Here is a 21,626-nt window from a genome sequence, read left to right as displayed (position 1 = left end):
GATGGCTACAATACCATAACCTAAGAACTCTTCCATGAGATATACCATCTTCAGAACGCAGATATTTATACGCCTGATATTTATCGTGGCTGTTGGCTTTAGTATCTTGTACATACTGACCGAAACAAATTTCTGGCTGGTATCCTTATGGTTAGGCTTATTGCTCATTGTACTGTTCGTAGAGTTGATACGTTATATTGAACGTACCCATCTGGAAATGGAAAACCTGGTAATTGCCATACGTCAGGGGGAGTTTTCCAATACCTATTACCAACGCCCGGCCATGAAAGGCCATATGCTGAGTGAAGTTTTCAACCAGCTTGTCGGAACGTTTCAAAAGTTGAGACAGGAGAAAGAAAGCAATCATCAGTATCTGCAGAACATAGTAGAGCAGGTCTCAGTAGCACTGATTTGTGTGGATGTGGAAGGTAAAGTTCAATTGGTAAACCAGGCAGCTAAAGAACTTTTACAAAAGCCTAAACTTAGAAACTTGGATGATTTGCAGGACATTGACCGTGAATTTTACCATGCACTGAAGCAGCTTAATGCAGGAGAGAAAACACAGATAAAGGTGATCGTTCACCATCAGTTATTACAACTATCGGTACAGGCTACAGAATTTAGAATGCAGGGGAAAGACTTTAAGCTGCTTTCTATGCAGGATTTTCGTACCGAACTTGAAGAGCAGGAAGTGGCTTCCTGGCAGAAATTGATCAGGGTACTTACCCATGAAATCATGAACTCAGTAATACCTATTTCTAACCTAACAGGAATGGTTAATCAGATGCTGATCCAGACGGATGAAGGAGATAAACTGAAGATGAACGATCTTGATGAAGATGAAATAGAGGATCTATATGGAAGTCTCATAACGATTGAAGAAAGAACAAACGGGCTGATCAATTTTGTGAAAGCCTATAAAAGCCTCACGCAGATTGCTCAGCCACAATTTCGAGCCGTAGACGTACAAGCGCTTTTCAAAAGATTGCATGCACTTTTGAAAACGAAATTGAAAGAAAAGGGTATTGTTTGGCAAGAAAGGGTTGATCCTGAAAATCTTCAGATAAAAGCGGATTTTGAGTTGATAGAGCAAATATTGATCAACTTGGTAAACAATTCTATGGATGCACTGCAAATGGTAGAAGATCCGAATATCAGTATCCATGCCTTTATAAATGATAAAAACCAAAGAGTGATTCAGGTCATGGATAATGGTAAAGGGATAGAGCAGGAACTCATAGATCAGATCTTCATTCCGTTCTTTACTACCAAAGAAAACGGTTCCGGAATAGGACTAAGCCTTTCCAGACAGATCATGCGGCTACACAAAGGGAATATTAGTGTGCAATCTGCGAAAGGAGAAGGAACAGTTTTTACTTTAAGTTTTTGATATCAGCTTTTAGTAGTAAAGCGGACATTTCTATAAATATCAGTCAAAGATAAAGATAGGCCCCTATCAAACAGCGTAATTTGTTCATCTTTCACAGAATAGATCAATATGTTCCATTCATTCTCTTTTACTTTACGATAGTGATCTATCATCAGAGAGGTAGAGGAAACCGTGATGTAGTTTCCAAAGAATCAATACTTCGGTAAGCTGAAAACTTATCACCCTTATCAAAACCGGAAGTGGACTTAAACAGAATTTCAATGATCAGATAAGGATTAAGGAGATTGTCAAAAGTATCCTCCTGAAACGGAGGCTCACCTTTAACCATAACAAGATCAGGAAAAAGTAACTGTTGGTTTTTAAGGAGTAAAGGTGCGCATATCAGAATGGTACAACTGATAATCTTTATTTCTGCTAAATGACCAGATAAGACCTGTCAAATTGGTAGAGATAGCATTATGTTCTTTGGTAGCACCTCCCATAAAGATTTTTTTAGCCTGATGAAACTCATACTTACCATCTTTTTCCCGTATTCCGGCTCTTTCTTATTTTAGATATTGCTCGGCAGTTATGAGTTCTTCTGAATGGGCAATGATAGTTTCCATAGTAGTTCTATTCTTTATTTAATCTAACAAAAAAAAGAAATCAGCTTATATTATTTCAAAAGCAATTCTTCTGTTTTTTTGCCTGTCCTCTTCAGTATCATTAGTGGTAACTGGTTTAGATTGACCGTAACCTCTGTATTGTAGCCTTTCTTCAGAGATTCCGGCTTGAACAATATAATCGTATACGGCTTTTGCCCTTTTAGAAGAAAGATCCAGGTTATATTCAGCACTTCCCTGATTATCGGTATGCCCATTAATAGTAATGCTTATCTCAGGATTTTCCTGAAGAAAGTTGACTACTTTGTTAAGTTCGGGTTTAGAGATTTCTTTGATCTTATACTTGTCTACATCAAAGAAAATATTATTCAGCACTGTTTCTTTGCCCTTGGTGATGGGTTGTAAGTAGATATCAATATGCTTAGGTTCCTGAATGTTTATGTCTCCTTTTTCAGCATAGTTGAAAGCCAGACTTTGAAAAAGATAGCCTTCTTTATCTACATACAGTGCGTATTCTGACCCTTCAGTCAATACCATCAGATATTCACCGTTTTTGGGATCAGAATTTACATCAGAAATCTTTATCTGTTTATTCAGATCCATTAGTTCAACAGTTGCTCCGATTGGCTTTTGGGTCACTGCGTCATACACCACACCTTCCACATAACTGCTTCTATTGGTAACTCTGATCTCCTGAGGAATTACAAAAGTATAGATCATGCTGCTGACGTATCTGTCACCCTGCCTTTCTTCATTTGAGTAATAAGCATCTTTGCCATCTGCTGTGATAAAAAGAGATGCCTGGTCATCCTTGGTATTGATAGGGTAGCCCAGATTTGTAGGTTTGGTCCAGCTACTTTCATGCTTCTCAGCAACATAAAGGTCAAATTTACCAAAGCCGGGTAAACCATCGGAGGCAAAGTACAGCGTTTGCCCATTGACATGGATAAATGGAGATACTTCATCTCTGGGAGTATTAATAGCTTTACCTAAATTCTCCGCAGCACACCATTCATCCTGATCATTACGGTAAGTAACGTAGATATCTCTACGTCCATGCCCACCTTTTCTGTCGGACACAAAATATAATGTATTGCCGTCAGCCGAAAGAGAAGGTTGTGACTCCCAGGAAGAGCCGTTAACCTTATTACCAAGATTCTTGGGTACTGTCCATTCATCTCCGATTTTGTAACTGATATACAGGTCACAACTTCCAAAGCCACTTCTATCCTGGCAGGCAGTAAATATAAGCGTCCGTCCGTCCGCTGAAATGGTGCAGGTACCTTCATTGGCCCTGGTATTGATATTTTCGGACAGAATTTCAGGTTTAGACCACAATCCATCTGCCTGTTTTTTACTGATATAAATGTCTTCGTCGTATTGTGGCAAACTACCTCTTCTTCCGGTAAAAATCATGCTTTCTTGATCTACCGTAAGCACGGGAAAATATTGTAAGCCCAACTGATTGACTCCACCTTGTACTGCCTGAGGCTTAAAATCTACCGGTTGATCAATATTTTTTTCAGTAAACTCAATATTGGCCAATAGATATCGTGCGTCGTCCTGCATCAATTTATGAGCCCCTTTCATATTGACGATATGTTCAGCGAGTTTTCGGGCTTCATCATAATCACCCTGCTCAAAGTATTTTTCAGACAGCAGTACATGTGCTTCAGAAAATTTCGGGTTGTTGTATTCCGATTTGACTACTTTCTGCAGATGATGCTGCATGTTAGCTTCATCCCCCATGGCTTTAAAAATTTTGCTCATTCTCAGATGTGCTTCAGCAAAGTTGCCATCTTTTCTTACTGCAGCACTAAGTAATTCAAGAGCGGGGCCGTATTGTCTGCGAATAAAATAGTTTGTTGACTCAACATAATATTTAATTGCTTTTTTAGAGTTGGTGGTGTATTCCTGAGTCCTCTGTGCAAATGACAGCTGGGCCGTAACTATAAAAATAAGAATCAATAAAATTTGGCCTTTCTTCATAATTGGGCATTTATTGCTTGAGGATTCAACGATTTTGAAGTTCAAACAGTGCCAAAGCACTGAGAATTCACTAATTTTAAAGCTTCTGCAACTTTGATTAACAAAGACACAATCACAACTTATTTAACGCTATAACCTGTCATGACACAAAGAAGATCGTTTTTAAAGAAAATTTCTGCTGCTACTTTTGGAATAGGTCCACTTACCTCTTTCAGGTCAACATTTGGTAACAGAGTAATTTATAAAGCCAGGAAACCAGTTGTGGTTTCTACCTGGCGTCATGGATTAGCGGCCAATGAAGGCGCGTGGAAGATCCTTTCTCAGGGAGGCAGTGCATTGGATGCCGTGGAGGCTGGTGTAAGGGTTACAGAGGCAGAAGACAATCTGAGTGTTGGTTATGGCGGATTGCCCGATCGTGACGGTCGTGTCACCCTGGATGCCTGTATCATGGATGAAAATGGCGAGTGTGGAGCAGTGGCCTGCCTGGAAGAAATTTTACACCCAGTGTCGGTGGCCAGAATGGTAATGGAAAAAACACCTCATGTGATGTTGGTGGGTGAAGGCGCACAACAATTTGCGCTGGATCAGGGCTTTAAGAAACAAAATTTGCTTACCGAAAGGGCCGAAAAAGCCTGGAAGGAATGGCTGAAAGAAGCGGAATATAAACCAATCATCAATATAGAAAATCACGATACGATAGGCATGCTTGCCCTGGACGAAGCAGGAAATTTATCAGGAGCTTGTACTACCAGTGGATTGGCATACAAAATGCATGGCAGGGTAGGAGATTCTCCAATTATTGGAGCTGGGTTGTACGTTGATAATGAAATTGGTGCAGCCACTGCCACCGGTATGGGAGAAGCCATAATCAAAATATGTGGTGCTCACCTTATTGTAGAGTTGATGCGTCAGGGCTATTCCCCCCAAGAAGCCTGCGAGGTAGCGATCAAGCGCATCTCCAAGCAGAAAAATGCCAAAGATATTCAGATCGGATTCCTGGCGCTCGGTAAAAATGGGGAAGTAGGATCTTATGCATTGCACAAAGGTTTTGATTATGCTATGTATGCGGAAGACAAGAATACCATGACAGATGTAGGCAGTTTTTACCGTTAAATTTCCAATGTTTTCTACGATAATTGTGTTATAAAGTGTGAAACAAATTATCAAATGAATTTTTTCTTGAAGCAATTACCCGCAAAATACGTATTGGTCATTATAGTCAGTAGCCTGATAGGCTCCTGCGCTCAATCAGAGCAACATCAAATTCCTGAGCTACCTGACTTTGATCCTTCTTATTACGATTATGGATTAACAGTTGTCAACGAAATTATTGATGAAGAGCCGGATAATGCAGAAGCATATTACCGCAGGGCTGAGTTATTACTGAAGCAGAATAAGTCCAACAATGCGTTAGCGAGTATAAGGAAGGCTTTAGAACTGAACGACGAGGACCCACTGTATCATCTGACCAGTGCTAAGGTGCATTTGCAAAAAGGACAAAACCGTGAGGCCTTCAATGATGCTAAGGCTGCACTTCGTTTTGGAGGCGCTTCAGTAGAGTTGTACGAAATATTAGCCCAGGCCAGCCTCAACAGTAATTATTATACTGATGCACTTTTATATAGTGATAGTGCCTTGGCTTTAGCGCCAAAAAATCCATACAACTATTTGATGAAGGGTAAAGCATTAGCTTCCAGAAAAGATACAGCATCGGCTGAGACGCAGCTGCTCAAAAGCTTAGAATTTGGAGCAGCGAAAGCTGATGTATATGAGGCACTGGTGGATATGTATATGAATACTCAGAGTTATCAGAAGGCTCGTATGTATATGGATAAAAACCTTGCCTCTCAGCAGGGGAATATAAGTGATCGTTTGTTGTTTCAGCAGGCTCAGATTTTACAGAGGGTAGGGAATACAGATAGTGCGAGCGCTATTTTCTACAAAATAAAAGATAGTGGAAAAATAGATCAGTTTTTACTCAACAAAGAGTTGATGCAGTTGTATTATCAAAAAAACTGGTACGATTCAGCTGATTATTATGCCAATCAAATGCTCGGCTCTCGTCCTAATGACAAAGAAGCGCTTATTATTCAGGCCAGAATTTATGATAACCGAAGAAATTATCAGCAGGCAATTACAAAGTATGAGGAGATTTTGGAAAAAGATTCCTTACAACAGCAGGAGCTTTACAAAATAGCTGTAGATGAACTAGACTATCTCCGTAGAAAAGTTGCATATTTGTGGCAGAAGCAGCAGGAAGAACAGTTTGAAAAAATGAAAAAAGGATTGGCTCCCTTGCAGCCAATTACGCCTGACGAACCTGAGAATCAGTAAGAGTAAATTTTATATGAGTAAAGAAATCAAGATTACACTACCTGACGGATCACAAAGAGAATACCCCCAAGGAATTAGTGGATTAGAAATAGCACAAAGTATTAGCGAAGGGCTGGCGCGTAATGTGTTGGCTGCCAAAGTAAATGGTGAAGTTTGGGATGCTACCCGTGCAATTGAGCAAGATTCAGAAGTTCAGTTATTGACCTGGAAAGATACCGAAGGAAAATCTACCTTTTGGCATTCTTCAGCACACCTGATGGCTGAAGCACTGGAAGCACTGTATCCCGGAATCAAATTGGGCATAGGACCACCTATTGAAAACGGCTATTATTATGATGTAGACTTCGGTGACAGAGAATTCAGCTCCGATGAGCTTGAGAAGATTGAGCAAAAAATGCTGGAGCTTGCCAGAGAAAAGAATGAGTATGAGCGCATTCCTATGACCAAAGCTTCTGCTGTTAAGTATTATAAAGAAAAAGGTGACGAATACAAGCTTGATCTGCTGGATAGATTAGAGGATGGTAGTATCACTTTCTATAAACAAGGGAATTTTACTGACCTTTGCCGTGGACCACATATTCCTAATACTGGCTTTATCAAGGCAGTAAAACTACTGAATGTAGCCGGTGCTTACTGGCGTGGAGACGAAAATAACAAGCAGCTTACTCGGATTTACGGCATTACTTTTCCAAAGCAGAAAGAACTGAAAGAGTATCTGGAAATGCTGGAAGAGGCCAAAAAGCGTGACCACCGCAAACTGGGTAAGGAACTGGAGTTATTTACTTTTTCTGAAAAAGTAGGTGCAGGGTTACCACTCTGGTTGCCTAAGGGAGTACTGCTGCGGGAAAGATTGGAAAACTTCCTGAAAAAAGCTCAGCGTAAGGCAGGCTACGAGCAGGTTATTTCTCCTCATATCGGTCAGAAGCAGCTTTATGTCACTTCCGGCCATTATGAAAAGTATGGGCAGGATTCTTTTCGTCCAATTAAAACTCCAAATGAGGATGAAGAGTTTTTACTCAAACCCATGAACTGTCCACACCACTGTGAAATCTATAAGAGCAAGCCGCATTCCTATAAAGAATTACCCATACGTTTTGCTGAGTTTGGTACAGTCTACCGCTATGAGCAAAGCGGCGAATTACATGGTCTAACTCGCGTAAGAGGGTTTACACAAGATGATGCGCATATTTTTTGCCGCCCGGATCAGGTTAAAGATGAGTTTAAGAAAGTCATTGACTTAGTAATGTATGTGTTTAACTCCTTAGGTTTTGAAAACTTTACTGCACAGATTTCATTACGGGATCAGGAGGATCATTCTAAGTATATTGGAAGCGATCAAAACTGGGAGATATCTGAACAGGCAATTGTAGAAGCGGCAGAAGAAAAGAACTTAAATACAGTCACAGAATATGGTGAAGCTGCTTTTTATGGGCCAAAATTAGATTTTATGGTCAAAGATGCCCTCGGTCGTCAGTGGCAGTTGGGTACTATCCAAGTTGACTACAACTTGCCTGAAAGGTTTGAACTGACTTACACCGGAGCAGATAACCAAAAACATCGTCCAGTGATGATTCACCGTGCACCATTTGGCTCAATGGAACGTTTTGTTGCTATTTTGTTGGAGCATACGGGTGGAAATCTTCCCCTTTGGTTAGCACCTGAGCAGGTTACAATATTGCCTATCTCTGAAAAATATGCTGAATATGCTGAACAGATACATCAGAAAATGGCCGAGCATGATATCAGAGGAATCATTGATCATAGGGATGAGAAGATTGGAAGAAAGATTAGAGACGCAGAAGTCAATAAAATTCCTTACATGCTGATAGTAGGCGAAAAAGAGCAGGAGGAGCAAGGATTGTCTGTACGTAAACATGGCGAAGGTGATGTGGGAAGCTTTGGTTTTGATGAGTTTGTAAGCTACTTTCAGAGCCAAACACAAAAAAATTAGGTTCTAATTATCTTTAAAATCAGGTAATGGTGAAACTTTATTTGCCTTATTTTGTATTATTTTATAGTTATTGCTTTTTGATAATAGTAAATATTACTTGATATTTGCAAAATATATTTTTAACAAACCAAAGGAGGTAGAAAATTAGCAAATTTAAGAAAAGAGGATTTGTCAGAAGGACTGAAGAGCCTTACAAGATAAACGAAAAAATCAGAGCACAATTCGTCCGTGTAGTTGGCGATAATGCTGACAACGAGATTCACGATATAGATACTGCGGTTAAAATGGCGCAGAATCAGAATCTGGATCTGGTAGAGATTTCTCCCAAGGCAGACCCACCTGTCTGCAAGATTATTGACTATTCAAAGTTCAAATACGAGCAGAAGAAGAAGCAAAAGGAAATTAAGCAGAAATCTCAAAAAACTGTTGTCAAAGAAATTCGTTTTGGGCCTAATACCGATGATCATGACTTTCAGTTCAAGCTTAATCACGCCAAAGGTTTCCTTAAAGATGGAGCGAAGGTAAAAGCATATGTTCACTTTGTAGGACGTACTATCGTCTTTAAAGAAAGGGGAGAAATGTTATTACTTAAGTTCGCCCAGGAATTGGAAGACTTGGGTAAGGTTGAAGAAATGCCAAAATTGGTAGGAAAGCGTATGACGGTAATGATGGCACCCAAACCTCAAAAAGCTAAAAGTTAATATCTCTAGTCTTTTATTATAATTAATCATATAAATAAGTAAAGATGCCGAAAGTGAAAACCAAGTCAGGCGCAAAAAAGCGATTTAAACTGACTGGGACCGGAAAGATCAAGCGTAAGCATGCTTTTAAGAGTCACATTTTGACTAAGAAGTCCACCAAGCGGAAGCGTAATTTAACACATGCTGCCCTCGTGCACAAGTCAGATGAGTCTCGTATCAAAGATATGCTTAACATTTAATGAACCATCAGGTTTTTTTGTTCACCAGAGGTTTGGTAATAAGTGCTGAAAAGCCACCATATCTCAAAAACGTTTAACTAAGAAATGCCAAGATCAGTCAATAATGTCGCTTCAAGAGCGAGAAGAAAGAAAGTCCTAAAACAGGCCAAAGGCTATTGGGGACGCAGAAGTAATGTTTGGACAGTAGCTAAAAATGCCGTTGAGAAAGGTCAGCAGTATGCCTACCGTGATCGCAAAGCTAAGAAAAGAGAAATACGTCAGCTTTGGATTCAAAGAATTAATGCCGGAGTAAGAGCGTATGGGATATCTTATTCTCAGTTTATGGGAGCACTTAAAACTCAGGGGATAGATTTAAATCGCAAAGTTCTTGCAGATCTTGCCATGAATCATCCGGATGCTTTTAAGGCAATCGTTGATAAAGTGAAGTAACATATTATATTTACTTTCAGTTATAATAAGCCCTAGCTAGTTTAGGGCTTTTTTTATGTGTTATTTTATTTATGGGAATTAGATCAAGTTTAAGCAGGCCTTTTGCTGCGTATATAGCAAAGCAACAAAAACAGTGGAGTCAGCAGCCTGAAAGGTCACAGGAAAAAATACTGAGATACTTAGTAGAGAAAGGAAAAAACACTCAGTTTGGTAAAGATCATCATTTTAAAGATATCCGAACATATGAGGATTTTAGGGAAGCTGTGCCAGTAAGAGATTATGAAGCTTTATCCCCTTATATAAACAGGATTTTAAAAGGTGAAAAGGATGTGCTGTGGAGTGGAAAGCCTGCTTACTTTGCTAAAACTTCTGGTACTACTTCGGGAACTAAATATATTCCAATCACTAAAGAATCCATTCCAAATCATATTAACTCAGCAAGAAATGCATTGCTAAGTTATGTTCATAAAACTGGTAAATCTGACTTTTTGGACGGAAAACTCATCTTTTTGTCAGGTAGTCCGACTCTTGATGAGAAGGCTGGAGTACCAACTGGCCGCTTATCAGGATTAGTCAATCATCATGTACCTGGATATTTAAGAACCAATCAATTACCCTCTTATGCCACTAATTGCATAGAAGATTGGGAAGATAAGCTAGACAAGATTGTGGATGAGACTATCACTCAAGACATGACGTTGATTTCGGGTATTCCTCCCTGGGTACAAATGTATTTTGAGTGGATAATAGAGCGAACCGGTAAGCCAGTAGGAGAGGTGTTCCCTAATTTTTCTGTCTTTGTGTACGGGGGAGTAAATTTTGCTCCATATCGCAAAAAAATATTTGAATCAATAGGTAGACCAATAGATTCAATTGAGACCTATCCCGCTTCAGAGGGTTTTATTGCATATCAGGATTCTCAACAGGAAGAAGGCTTACTCTTACTGCTTGATACTGGAATATTTTATGAATTTATACCTGTAGACCAGGTTCATCAGGATAATCCAAAGAGAATCAGCATTCATGAAGTTGAAATTGGTGTAAATTATGCTTTGGTCATCAATAGTAATGCTGGGCTATGGGGATATTCAATAGGGGACACTGTTAAATTTGTTTCCAAGTATCCTCACCGTTTGGTTGTAAGCGGCAGAATCAAACATTTTATATCTGCTTTCGGAGAGCATGTTATAGGAGAAGAAGTGGAAAAAGCTATGAATCTTGCTTGTCAGAAGTATACTGAAACAGAGATAGTGGAATTTACAGTTGCTCCACAAGTCAATCCAGAAAGCGGATTACCTTTACATGAATGGTTTGTAGAGTTTTCTCATCCCCCTCATGATTTGGAAGGCTTTGAAAAAGAACTAAATTTACACCTGCAAAAGTTGAATTCTTATTACGATGACCTAATATCAGGAAATATTTTAAGAAATTTGAAAATTATACCTTTGCAGCCTAATGCATTTAGAGAATATATGAAAAGCCAGGGAAAATTGGGTGGTCAAAATAAGGTGCCTCGTTTGGCAAACGACCGAAAGATTGCTGATTTATTGATAGATTTTACAAAAAAATAAGCCTTGTAAATGATCAGAGATGAAGAGGAGAAGCGGCATGTAGCTATTTTAGGGTCAACCGGATCTATAGGAACTCAGGCTTTAGAAGTAATAGAGGCTCATCCAGAAAAATTTTCTGTTGAGGTACTCACTGCTAATACAAATGCTGATCTGCTAATACAGCAAAGCATTCAATATCAGCCAAATGCCATAGTCATAGTAGACGAGTCTTTATATACATATGTTCGTGAAGCATTAAGTACACAGCCTATAAAAGTATATGCTGGTATGAAGGCCTTATCTCAGGTTGTTGAAATGCAGCGTATTGATCTGGTGCTTACTGCTACCGTCGGCTATGCAGGTTTGTTGCCAACTATCAACGCGATAAAAGCAGGTAAAAATATTGCCCTGGCCAATAAAGAGACGCTGGTAGTAGCAGGAGAGTTGATTACACAACTTGCTGCACAAAAAGGTATAAACATTTATCCGGTTGATTCTGAGCACTCTGCAATATTTCAATGTTTATTAGGCGAGTTTCACAATCCTATAGAAAAAATTATCCTTACCGCATCCGGTGGTCCATTCCGTGGAAAAAGCAGAGATTTTCTTAAAACAGTAACAAAAAAGGAAGCGCTGAAACACCCTAACTGGGATATGGGCGCTAAAGTAACCATTGATTCTGCTTCTCTTATGAATAAAGGGCTAGAGGTAATAGAAGCCAAATGGCTATTTGGATTGAGAACAGAACAGATAGAAGTAGTGGTTCACCCACAATCAATTATTCATTCGTTAGTACAGTTCCAGGATTCGTCCATAAAGGCACAGATGGGACTGCCTGATATGAGGGTGCCTATTCAGTTTGCTTTAAGCTATCCGGAGAGGCTTTTTGCTGACTTTCCACGATTCAATTTTATGGATTATCCTTCCTTAACTTTTGAAAAGGCCGATACCGATACTTTTAGTAATCTTGCCCTGGCATATGAAGCGTTGGAAAAAAAAGGAAATATGCCCTGTATTCTCAACGCTGCTAATGAAATAGCGGTGGCTGAATTTTTAAGAGATAATATTGGTTTTCTAGACATGTCTGACATAGTTGCTCATTGTATGGAGCAAGTTCCTTATATTGCGCAACCTGAATATAACGACTATGTGGAGACAGATAAATTAACTAGAATTAGAGCTCAAGAATTAATCAAATAATATTTAATGGAAGCATTAGTGATGGCCGCCCAACTCTTACTGGGCTTGTCAATATTAGTAGGATTGCATGAATTAGGCCACTTGGTAGCTGCCAAAGTCTTTGGTATGCGTGTGGAGCAATACTACATTGGTTTCCCTCCTAAAATCTTTGGTTTTAGGTACGGAGAGACAGAATATAATTTAGGAGCGATTCCGCTTGGAGGTTTTGTAAAAATCTCAGGAATGGTAGATGAGTCTTTGGATACTGAAAAACTAAGTGAAGAGCCACAAGAGTGGGAATTCAGGGCAAAACCTGCCTGGCAGAGACTTATCGTAATGATGGGCGGTATCATTGTAAATGTTATTACTGGTATTATCATCTTTATTTTAATAACCTATCAATATGGTGAGTCTTACGTGCCTAAAGAAGAGATTTTAGAGCATGGCATCGTAGCTTATGATTTGGGTAAAGAAATTGGTCTTGAAACAGGAGATAAAATCGTAAAAGTGAATGGCCAAGATTACAGAGGATTCCCGGATCTGGTAGGTGCAGATGTATTTTTGGGGGATAGTAGCTACTATACTGTGGAAAGAAATGGACAGATACTTGAAGTTCATATACCAAGTGGGTTCATTGATAAATTGTCGGATAAAGAGTCTGCTTCCAATTTTATTGACTACAGGTTTCCTTATAAGGTAACGAAAGTTGAAAAAGGAAGTAATGCAGATGAGGCAGGTCTTCAGGCAGGTGATCAGATTGTAGGCGTAAACGATCAGGCAATTACTTATTTTGACGAATTGCAAAGTGCACTTCTTCAGAATGCCGGTAAGGAAGTAACTTTAAAGGTCTTAAGAGGTGACGATGTAAATACTGAACAGTCTGCCAATTATCCAGTAACATTGAATGCAGAGGTAACTGAAGATGGTACTTTAGGCTTTTATACCGAGCGTCTCGTTGATTTGGCTTTAACTGATTATACCTTAGCCCAGGCAATTCCCAAAGGTACAACGGAAGCATTTGAAGTCGTATGGATCAATATCAAGGCATTAGGGAAGATTTTCAGCGGAGAAGTATCCGCTTCTAAATCGCTGAGTGGCCCAATAGGTATAGCCCAAATATTTGGAGGTACATGGGATTGGTACCGTTTCTGGCGTATTACTGGCCTATTATCAATGGTACTTGCGTTTATGAACTTCCTGCCCATACCAGCATTGGATGGAGGGCACGTTACATTTCTTACCTATGAAATTATTTCCGGAAGAAAACCTTCTGATAAGTTTCTAGAAGGAGCTCAAAAGGTTGGAATGGTACTTTTACTGTCTCTAATGACTTTTGCCATCTTTAACGATATTTTTAAAGTCATCTTCTAATCAATTACTAAATTTACAACAACATAATATCAAATAGAGCCGGCTTGTCCGGCTTTTTTATTTATCAAAGAAGGAGGGATGAATAGTGGGTTGAATGAGAAAAATTAAATTTTATAAAAGTAAGTTACCTTTTGCATGATATGTGTACAAATTAACATATGTAATAAGTGATTTGAATTACTCTTATTTTTTTTGGTAATAAAAATAGCAATTAGAGAGTAGACTTTTTCACTTTAAACTAAGCTTTCAAACAGAAATAGTCAAATCTGTGACTAGATGGAAGTTTTAAGAGATGTTAGTTTAAAAATAAAATGGTTTTAATAAGATTTTATTTAATTCAATATACTACAATTACTTTTTGGTTGAATTTTTTTCAATAAAATTTGTTTTTTAAGGCGTTCTGTTCAATTCAATAATAATGATAAATGATGTTTTTAAAAATATGTCTAGAAAGCTGATAAGATGTGCTTTATTGTATAATTATAATATTTTTCTTAAAATTTTTTACAAATCATGATGTAATATTCTTCTTTTTTTTTATTTTTGTCTTAAATGAATGCATTAATGAATATTGTTGAATTAAAAATTAAATAATGCTGCCTTTTTATATATTATTTATTTAATAAAAAGTTGACATATTTTTTGACTGATGATTGCATATTTTTTTAACTAATAATATTAACCCTTTTTTTCAATGAACATGATCAGTAAACTAAGACCAAATCAATATTCTAAGACTCTTATAGTACTGCTGGTTATAGTAGAAATATTAGCTGTTGTTTTTTCTTATCAATTTACCTTTTGGTTTTGGCAAGAAGTGTTAGATTATTCCCAACCTGAGTATAAATCATTTACTTTAGCATGGTTACTTCTATGGATCATTGTTAGCCTTTTTGCAAATGCTTATACTGTAGAAAACCACAGGAGGATAAGAAAGATATTTGCTTATACCTTTAAACTGGCACTTATCCATCTCCCTCTTTCAGCTACTATTGCTTTTATCATGGGATTAAATCAGTTATCCTTTACTTTTCTTGCTGATTTATATCTCTTTTTTATCACGTTCTCAATCGGAATCAAAAGCGCTACTCTATTAGTATACAGGTATATATGTAATTTGGAGAAGAACAAACAGAGAGTTGTAATAATTGGCTATACACCTGCTGGTATTAATTTGCATAAGTATTTTACTGAAGGTAAATCCTCAGGGTATCACTTTGCTGGTTTTTTTGATAATAACGTTAGTAGTCCCCTGGTAGTAGGCAAATTAACACAATTGAAAAATTACTGTATTCGTGAAAATATCAATGAGATATTTTATGCCCTTCCGTATGATGATAAATTAATTCAGGAGATATCCGGTTTTGCTGATGAGAATTTTATTCGTTTTGGAATACTTCAAGATATTGGAGGTGTAAAAGTGAAATCTTTACATTCCGACATTTATGGTAATAATTTGCCCGTTTTGTCAATAAAAACAGAATCTGAAGGGAAAGAAAATTTAAAATCCGGCTATTTAAAAGCCATCAGTGTGCTAAGATCTTTAAACCTCTGATTAGTAGTAGATTGAGGTAAGAAGAAGGAACGGCCCTGAAGACCGTTCCTTTTTTTATTTGATCTCAATTTCAAAAGGTAGTCTGGCCTGCGTGCCCTGCAAATTTTGAATCTCCTTGAGTTGTTGAATTATCGGATAAGTTATCCCCAGTTCTCTTTTCAACTTATAAGTTGAAATTTCCTGATCAAATTCACTCATTAATAACTCTAAAAAAGTTCTTTTCTTGGGATAGTATTTTACCTGATAATCTTGATCAAGGTTAGCTTTGTTTTTAGCGATCATGATCGCTTCATCCAGCCCACCAAATACATCTATAAGATCCTTTTCCATAGCTTCAACGCCACTCCATACTCTACCAGAAGCAACAGACTTTAGTTGGGATAGAGACATGTCTCTACCCATTGCAGCTTTTTTGGTAAAGTCTTCATAACCATTTTCAACCTGGTTTTGAATAATTTGCTTTTCGGCAGCTGATAAGGGGTGAGTAAGACTGAAAATATTAGCAAACTCACTGGTTTGCACATAGTCAGTTGTAACGCCAATTTTGTTCAGTAGCTCTTTGGCATTAGGTATCACTCCAAATATGCCAATAGAACCAGTGATTGTATTAGGTTGAGCAACAATGGTATCGCATCCCATAGCCATGTAGTATCCACCAGACGCAGCGACATCAGACATTGAAGCGATAACAGGTTTAACCTGCTTGGCCAATTGAATTTCTCTCCACATTACATCAGACGCCAGTGCACTTCCTCCACCAGAATTAATTCTAAGAATTATGGCTTTGATATTATCATCTAGACGAGCCTGTCTGATTTCTTTCGCGAAAGTTTCACCGCCGATTACATTGTTTTCGCCCTCACCATTGACAATAGTACCGGTAGCAACAATAACAGCAATTCGGTTTCTGGAATAATCATCAGGTTGTTGGGCAATTGATTTTTCATAACTTTTGAGAGAAATAAAATTAATGTCATTGATATCAAAATCTTCATCCTCTTCCTCGGGCTCTATGCCTAGTTTTTCACCAATTTTTTGTATAACCATGTCATAATAGGCTGTGTCAGTGATTAACTCGTATTCTTTTGCTTCAATAGGAGAACTTACTTTCATTGAATCAGCAATTTGCCTCAACTCAGGTATGGAAATATTTCTTGCACTGGCTATTTCTTCAAGAAACACATGATAAAGATTATTGAGGTAAGCCTGAGACTGCAAACGGCTGGAATCACTCATACTGGTTCTTAACAAAGGCTCTACAGCACTTTTAAAGTCGCCAACACGAAATACTTGTGGTTCAACGCCGAGTTTATCAAGTGTATTTTTGATAAAAGTCACCTCTACCACAAAACCATTAAATTCAATATTGCCCTGGGGATGCAGATAGATATAATCTGCTACAGAAGTGAGATAGTATGCTTTTTCTGACAAAATTTCGCTATAGGCTATGATAAATTTACCTGATTCCTTAAAGTCCAGGAGTGAGTTTCTGATCTCTCTGAGTGAAGCAAATCCAGCCAAGGTGAGTCCGGCATCCAGGTATATTCCTTTGATACGGTCATCCTCTTTTGCTTTTTTCAGCGCTTCATTAAGTTCAATCAAACCAATATTGCCATTATTATTACCAGGGAAAAACAAAGCATTGAACGGGTCTTCTGTTTCTCTCTCTACAATAGGTTGGTTGAGTTCAATTTTTAAAACAGAGTTTTCTTCAATTTCAATTTCCTGCTCTGAAGTAGCACTACTGGCAATACCGATAATCACTAATGTAACTATTCCAAAAAAGAGCAACAGACCAACAACAGTACCGAAAACTATTCGTAAAAATTTCATGTTAGATACAATTTGTATTTCAAATGATTATGACCAATCTTAAAGATTTAAATATATAAGATTTATCCCTAATCTCTCGTGAACTCAAGCAAAGGTATATATTTATTATTAGGTAGTAATCTGGGTGATAGATTGCAAGTACTGGCAGATACGCAAAAGGAGATAGAAAAAAATGTAGGATCAATTGTAAAGGCGTCAAATGTTTACGAAACTGAACCCTGGGGTATCAGTAACCAGCCTTCGTTTTACAACCAGGTTTTACAAATAAATACAGAACAGTCGCCCCATAACTTATTAAAATCGCTTCAGCTTATTGAGCATAAAATCGGTAAGATTAAGCTTGGAAAATGGAGAGAGCGATTGATTGATGTAGACATTCTTTATTATAATCAGGAGCTTATAGATGATGAGGAATTGACCTTACCTCATCCTGAAATACAGAACAGGAAATTTACACTTGTACCCATGTGCGAACTTAATTTCGATTTTATACATCCGGTATTGCAAAAGCCACAGAGAGAACTACTTGTCAATTGTCCTGATCAGCTTAAAGTGTGGTCATTGAATATCTCACTAACTTAAAATCAATATGAGACCTGTATCTCAAAAGGAAATTAAGTACTTAAAAAAATGGAGATCCGGAAATAAGTGGAAGATAATCGCTATGGAAGGATTGTTTTGGGGTGTATTCACATCTGTTTTATCCTACTTTTTTAAAATCAGATTTGTAATTTCGCAGCTAGAATGGACATCGCTTATCTCAACAATAGTGGTATTTTGTATTGGAGGTTTAATCATGGGGTATTTTAGGTATCATGCTCAAAAAAAACGTTATTATAAAGTTTTGCAGCATTATCCGAATCTGTTGCATAGTAATTTAGATTCAACTAATATTTCGCCATAGAATCATCAATTTCTTTTGCCCAGGCCAGTATTCCCTCCTTTAGATTGTACAGATTGGTATAACCGTACTTATTTTCTAGCAAACGAATAGCCTCTTTGCTTCTTTTTCCTGTACGACAATGAACGATTACTTTTTTATTTTTGTCAACCAAATGATTTTCTGCATCAATTTGATTTAAAGGAATTAATCTGCCACCAATATTGGCAATCTCGTACTCATAAGGTTCACGCACATCAATAAGCTGGAAATCTTCATTGTTTTGCCTCATCTGCAGTAGATCAAAAACACTTATTTCTTTAGTATACTGGGTTTGAATTTTGTTTGACCCACAAAATGCCTCATAATCAATCAGTCCTTTTTGTGTTGGGTGTTCTCCATTAAGTGGATTATCCGGGTTTCTACCAAATTTTAAGGTCGTACTTTCAAAGCTCAGAGTATCAAGAATAAATAGTTTACCAGAAAGAGGTTCTCCTAATCCACTTATGATCTTGATCACTTCATTAGCCTGAAGGCTTCCCATAATACCTGGCAAAACGCCTAAAACGCCCCCCTCTGCACAACTTGGTACCGCCTCAGGAGGTGGCGGTTTTGGGAAGAGATCGCGATAGTTCGGACCGACTTTTCTTTCCTTACTTGAGTAGTTGAAAACTGAAAGCTGACCTTCAAAACGATAAATGGAAGCGTAAACATTAACTTTATTCAATAAAACACAAGCATCGTTAACCAGATAACGGGTAGGAAAATTATCTGTCCCATCAGCAACTATATCATATGAATTTATGATTTCTAAAGCATTTTCAGAAGTTAGCCGCTGCTGGTATTTAACGATATTTACAAATGGATTTTGTGCAGATAGTTTTTGAGCAGCAATGTCAACCTTTGGTTTACCTATATCATTAACTGAGTAAAGGATCTGTCGCTGAAGGTTGGTATGATCAACAACATCATCATCAACTATTCCGATAGTTCCTACGCCTGCGGCAACTAAGTAAGAAAGTAAGGGGGCACCCAGACCACCACATCCAACTACTAATACCTTGGCTTTCTTGAGTTTTTTTTGTCCCTCAATATTAAAGTCAGGAATGATTAAATGTCTGCTGTAGCGTTCAAGTTCTTCTTTAGAAAACATTTCTTTTCATTGATTTAGATTTTCAATGCTTAAATCTTTTTAAAGCAAGTTCTGATACAGTTTGACCAATTGAAAGGGAAGAGGTAGCAGCGGGAGAAGGGGCATTACAAACATTGATAGCTTCTTTTTCTTCCAAAATTAAAAAATCATCAATGAGTCCTCCTTCCCGGTCACAGGCCTGTGCACGTACACCTGCTTCTGCGACTTCCAGATCGGCTTCTTTAATTTCGGGAATTAGTTTTTGTAAAGCTTTAGTAAATGCACTTTTTGAAAAAGACCTGTACATTTCCCCAAAACCAGTTTTCCAGTATTTCATTGCTACTTTCTGAAAACCTGGCCAGCTAAGAGTTTCGGCTAACTCTTTCAGATTAATATCAGATTTGGTATAACCCTCTCGCTGGAATGCAAGCACTGCATTTGGCCCAGCCTCAACTCCTCCATGTATCATCCGAGTGAAGTGCACACCCAGGAAAGGAAAGTTAGGATCAGGAACCGGATAGATTAGATTATTTACCAGATACTGGCGTTCAGGTTTTATTTCATAGTACTCTCCTCTAAAAGGAATAATCTTCAAATTTAGCTTTTCAGAAGTTAATCTGGCAATTTTGTCAGAATAAAGTCCGGCACAGTTAACCACTAAAGAAGTTTCAAAAGTCCTTTTGTCAGTAATGACATGCGTTTCACTGCCTTTACTTACGATGTCGGTTACTTTATGTCCGGAAAAAATGCTGCCATCAAGTTTTTCAATCAGTTTTGCATAAGTATTGGCGACAACCTTATAATCTATGATACCAGTCTGAGGAACAAAAATAGCATCCACACCATTTACATGAGGTTCGTACTCTTTCAGTTCTGATTTGGAAATTCTTTTCAGGTTTTGAAGCCCATTTTGAGTACCTCTTTCAAAAATCTTATCCAGCTGTGGAATTTCTTGCTGGCAGGTGGCAACTATCACTTTCCCGCACAGATCATAAGTAATTTCATGTTTGTCACAGAAATCAAGCAGCATTTGATAACCACGAATACAGTTTTGTGCTTTTAAACTTCCTGGTTTGTAGTAAATGCCAGAATGTATGACACCACTATTATGTCCTGTCTGGTGAGCAGCCAGTTTTTGCTCTTTATCAATAAGTGCAAGTTTTAATGCAGGCTTTTGTTCTTTGATCTTTAAAGCAGTGGCTAAGCCTACAATTCCCCCACCTATGACTACGATATCGTATTTCAAGTTTATTGAAATTTAGGTATTACATTCATCAAGAATCTAATATCATTGAATTAATATTGTTATAAAAAAGAAAATACAATGATTCTTGAGTTAAAAAGATATATAAATGGTAATGTGTAAATGACAAGTCATTTTAATTCAAACTTAGCATATGCAATAAGAATCAGAAGCAAAGCCGTTTAATGATTATAAAACTTTACCCAATAACATACATTCCTGCCGAAATGAAGGAATATTTAAGGCTGATCATACGTTAAGTGATCGGCTTATTACTAATTTTGATTATGTCTTTGCAGGTAAACCAACTCACAAAAACATTTGGTAAGCAGGTCGCAGTGAATGCTATCTCATTTGAAGCTAAAGCCGGGGAAATCCTTGGTTTTTTAGGGCCCAATGGTGCGGGTAAATCCACCACTATGAAAATAGCTACTGCCTATCTTCCTCCTAGCAGTGGTAGTGTATCAGTTTGTGGTCTTGATGTGGTTGAGTCTTCATTGGCTGTAAGAAAGCATATAGGCTATCTTCCAGAACACAATCCTTTATACCTTGATATGTACGTCTGGGAGTATCTTCAGTTCATTGGTAGCATGTACAAATTATCAGGAAAAAATCTGAGGCAGAGGGTAGGAGAAATGATAGAGCTTTGTGGCCTGGCATTGGAGCAGAATAAGCTAATTGGTTCTCTATCAAAAGGTTATCGTCAAAGGGTAGGCCTTGCTCAGGCTTTAATCCATGATCCGCAGGTATTGATTTTGGATGAACCTACCACCGGACTTGACCCCAACCAACTATCTGAAATCAGACGGCTGATCAAAGATATCAGTGCGCAAAAAACTGTGATTTTTTCTACCCATATTATGCAGGAAGTGCAGGCACTTTGTGACAGGGTGGTCATTATTAACAGGGGTAATATTGTAATTGATAGCCATATCAAGGACTTGCAGACGGGAAAACAAATAGCAGGAACTCAGCAACAAAATGTTGCGCTGGAGTTTGCTGAACCCATAGAAGCCAGTCTTTTAGAACAAATTCCAGGTGTTTCTTCTGTAGAGATCCTCGCTACTAATGAATTTAGGCTTATGGCAAAGCCTGGGTTTGAAGATATACGGCCCTATGTTTTTCAATTTGCCTGTGATCATAAGTTTATTCTTTTGGAGATGAAACAGGAAGGCCGGGAGGAAGTAAGTAAGTATGGAAGTTCGCTGGAAGAAATATTCCGCAATTTAACGCTAAATTAAGTGATGG

General features: G+C 38.0%; 18 protein-coding genes. 13 read left to right on the top strand and 5 right to left on the bottom strand.

The window, feature by feature from the left end:
- Nucleotides 1-34 precede the first annotated feature (34 nt).
- Nucleotides 35-1,390, top strand: coding sequence for a sensor histidine kinase (locus tag WJR50_RS24325; protein WP_341295906.1), 1,356 nt, complete (start codon nt 35-37; stop codon nt 1,388-1,390).
- 151 nt (nt 1,391-1,541) lie between these two features.
- Here the strand turns inward: WJR50_RS24325 and WJR50_RS34240 are convergent, their stop codons facing one another.
- Nucleotides 1,542-1,772 carry a Uma2 family endonuclease gene (locus tag WJR50_RS34240; protein ID WP_445223484.1) on the bottom strand — a complete coding sequence of 77 codons (231 nt, stop codon included), beginning with the start codon at nt 1,770-1,772 and terminating at the stop codon, nt 1,542-1,544.
- 268 nt (nt 1,773-2,040) lie between these two features.
- On the bottom strand, nt 2,041-3,981 hold the full coding sequence (locus WJR50_RS24320) for an OmpA family protein (RefSeq protein WP_341295905.1): 1,941 nt from the start codon (nt 3,979-3,981) through the stop codon (nt 2,041-2,043).
- Nucleotides 3,982-4,122: 141 nt separating this feature from the next.
- Between WJR50_RS24320 and WJR50_RS24315 the strand changes: the two genes are divergently transcribed.
- The 10 genes from WJR50_RS24315 to WJR50_RS24270 all read left to right on the top strand — a co-directional run bounded on the left by WJR50_RS24315 (nt 4,123) and on the right by WJR50_RS24270 (nt 15,290).
- Nucleotides 4,123-5,094, top strand: a complete 972-nt coding sequence (locus WJR50_RS24315; protein WP_341295904.1) for an isoaspartyl peptidase/L-asparaginase family protein — start codon at nt 4,123-4,125, stop codon at nt 5,092-5,094.
- 66 nt (nt 5,095-5,160) lie between these two features.
- Nucleotides 5,161-6,315, top strand: coding sequence for a tetratricopeptide repeat protein (locus WJR50_RS24310; RefSeq protein WP_341295903.1), 1,155 nt, complete (start codon nt 5,161-5,163; stop codon nt 6,313-6,315).
- A gap of 13 nt (nt 6,316-6,328) precedes the next feature.
- Entirely contained in the window at nt 6,329-8,266 is a 1,938-nt protein-coding gene (thrS, locus tag WJR50_RS24305; protein WP_341295902.1) for a threonine--tRNA ligase, read from the top strand.
- 143 nt (nt 8,267-8,409) lie between these two features.
- A complete protein-coding gene (infC, locus tag WJR50_RS24300) occupies nt 8,410-8,967 on the top strand; it encodes a translation initiation factor IF-3 (RefSeq protein ID WP_341295921.1) in 558 nt (185 codons plus the stop codon).
- A 44-nt stretch (nt 8,968-9,011) separates the two neighbouring features.
- On the top strand, nt 9,012-9,206 hold the full coding sequence (gene rpmI, locus WJR50_RS24295; RefSeq protein ID WP_341295901.1) for a 50S ribosomal protein L35: 195 nt from the start codon (nt 9,012-9,014) through the stop codon (nt 9,204-9,206).
- Nucleotides 9,207-9,290: 84 nt separating this feature from the next.
- Nucleotides 9,291-9,635 carry a 50S ribosomal protein L20 gene (gene rplT / locus WJR50_RS24290; protein WP_341295900.1) on the top strand — a complete coding sequence of 115 codons (345 nt, stop codon included), beginning with the start codon at nt 9,291-9,293 and terminating at the stop codon, nt 9,633-9,635.
- Nucleotides 9,636-9,706: 71 nt separating this feature from the next.
- Nucleotides 9,707-11,206: a GH3 auxin-responsive promoter family protein gene (locus WJR50_RS24285; RefSeq protein WP_341295899.1), complete on the top strand. Its 1,500-nt coding sequence runs from the start codon at nt 9,707-9,709 to the stop codon at nt 11,204-11,206.
- Between the two features lie 9 nt (nt 11,207-11,215).
- Nucleotides 11,216-12,385 (top strand): 1-deoxy-D-xylulose-5-phosphate reductoisomerase, encoded by a 1,170-nt coding sequence (locus WJR50_RS24280; protein WP_341295898.1) that lies wholly within the window; start codon nt 11,216-11,218, stop codon nt 12,383-12,385.
- 6 nt (nt 12,386-12,391) lie between these two features.
- Nucleotides 12,392-13,735 carry an RIP metalloprotease RseP gene (gene rseP, locus WJR50_RS24275; RefSeq protein WP_341295897.1) on the top strand — a complete coding sequence of 448 codons (1,344 nt, stop codon included), beginning with the start codon at nt 12,392-12,394 and terminating at the stop codon, nt 13,733-13,735.
- Between the two features lie 694 nt (nt 13,736-14,429).
- Nucleotides 14,430-15,290: a nucleoside-diphosphate sugar epimerase/dehydratase gene (locus WJR50_RS24270; protein ID WP_341295896.1), complete on the top strand. Its 861-nt coding sequence runs from the start codon at nt 14,430-14,432 to the stop codon at nt 15,288-15,290.
- 54 nt (nt 15,291-15,344) lie between these two features.
- Here the strand turns inward: WJR50_RS24270 and sppA are convergent, their stop codons facing one another.
- Nucleotides 15,345-17,123: a signal peptide peptidase SppA gene (sppA, locus tag WJR50_RS24265; protein WP_341295895.1), complete on the bottom strand. Its 1,779-nt coding sequence runs from the start codon at nt 17,121-17,123 to the stop codon at nt 15,345-15,347.
- 78 nt (nt 17,124-17,201) lie between these two features.
- Here sppA and folK point away from each other — a divergent pair, with 78 nt between their 5' ends.
- A complete protein-coding gene (gene folK, locus WJR50_RS24260; protein WP_341295894.1) occupies nt 17,202-17,705 on the top strand; it encodes a 2-amino-4-hydroxy-6-hydroxymethyldihydropteridine diphosphokinase in 504 nt (167 codons plus the stop codon).
- A 305-nt stretch (nt 17,706-18,010) separates the two neighbouring features.
- On the opposite strand, the gene moeB is transcribed toward folK, so the two are convergent.
- Nucleotides 18,011-19,156 (bottom strand): molybdopterin-synthase adenylyltransferase MoeB, encoded by a 1,146-nt coding sequence (gene moeB, locus WJR50_RS24255; RefSeq protein ID WP_341295893.1) that lies wholly within the window; start codon nt 19,154-19,156, stop codon nt 18,011-18,013.
- Nucleotides 19,157-19,178: 22 nt separating this feature from the next.
- On the bottom strand, nt 19,179-20,381 hold the full coding sequence (gene lhgD, locus WJR50_RS24250) for an L-2-hydroxyglutarate dehydrogenase (protein WP_341295892.1): 1,203 nt from the start codon (nt 20,379-20,381) through the stop codon (nt 19,179-19,181).
- A 284-nt stretch (nt 20,382-20,665) separates the two neighbouring features.
- On the opposite strand from lhgD, the gene gldA reads away from it, so the two are divergent.
- Nucleotides 20,666-21,619, top strand: coding sequence for a gliding motility-associated ABC transporter ATP-binding subunit GldA (gene gldA, locus WJR50_RS24245; RefSeq protein ID WP_341295891.1), 954 nt, complete (start codon nt 20,666-20,668; stop codon nt 21,617-21,619).
- Nucleotides 21,620-21,626 lie beyond the last annotated feature (7 nt).

This window comes from Catalinimonas locisalis (assembly GCF_038039535.1).
GTDB lineage: Bacteria > Bacteroidota > Bacteroidia > Cytophagales > Cyclobacteriaceae > Catalinimonas.
Note: the sequence above shows the minus strand (reverse complement) of the source record. Positions and strands in the feature narration are given on the sequence as shown.

Excerpts from the sequence above, each read along its gene's own strand:
- WJR50_RS24285 (WP_341295899.1), top strand. The coding sequence starts at position 9,707 with ATGGGAATTAGATCAAGTTTAAGCAGGCCTTTTGCTGCGTATATAGCA.
- moeB (WP_341295893.1), bottom strand. The coding sequence starts at position 19,156 with ATGTTTTCTAAAGAAGAACTTGAACGCTACAGCAGACATTTAATCATT.
- thrS (WP_341295902.1), top strand. The coding sequence starts at position 6,329 with ATGAGTAAAGAAATCAAGATTACACTACCTGACGGATCACAAAGAGAA.
- WJR50_RS24270 (WP_341295896.1), top strand. The coding sequence starts at position 14,430 with ATGAACATGATCAGTAAACTAAGACCAAATCAATATTCTAAGACTCTT.
- sppA (WP_341295895.1), bottom strand. The coding sequence starts at position 17,123 with ATGAAATTTTTACGAATAGTTTTCGGTACTGTTGTTGGTCTGTTGCTC.
- rpmI (WP_341295901.1), top strand. The coding sequence starts at position 9,012 with ATGCCGAAAGTGAAAACCAAGTCAGGCGCAAAAAAGCGATTTAAACTG.
- WJR50_RS24325 (WP_341295906.1), top strand. The coding sequence starts at position 35 with ATGAGATATACCATCTTCAGAACGCAGATATTTATACGCCTGATATTT.
- gldA (WP_341295891.1), top strand. The coding sequence starts at position 20,666 with ATGTCTTTGCAGGTAAACCAACTCACAAAAACATTTGGTAAGCAGGTC.
- rplT (WP_341295900.1), top strand. The coding sequence starts at position 9,291 with ATGCCAAGATCAGTCAATAATGTCGCTTCAAGAGCGAGAAGAAAGAAA.
- WJR50_RS24280 (WP_341295898.1), top strand. The coding sequence starts at position 11,216 with ATGATCAGAGATGAAGAGGAGAAGCGGCATGTAGCTATTTTAGGGTCA.
- WJR50_RS24320 (WP_341295905.1), bottom strand. The coding sequence starts at position 3,981 with ATGAAGAAAGGCCAAATTTTATTGATTCTTATTTTTATAGTTACGGCC.
- rseP (WP_341295897.1), top strand. The coding sequence starts at position 12,392 with ATGGAAGCATTAGTGATGGCCGCCCAACTCTTACTGGGCTTGTCAATA.
- WJR50_RS24315 (WP_341295904.1), top strand. The coding sequence starts at position 4,123 with ATGACACAAAGAAGATCGTTTTTAAAGAAAATTTCTGCTGCTACTTTT.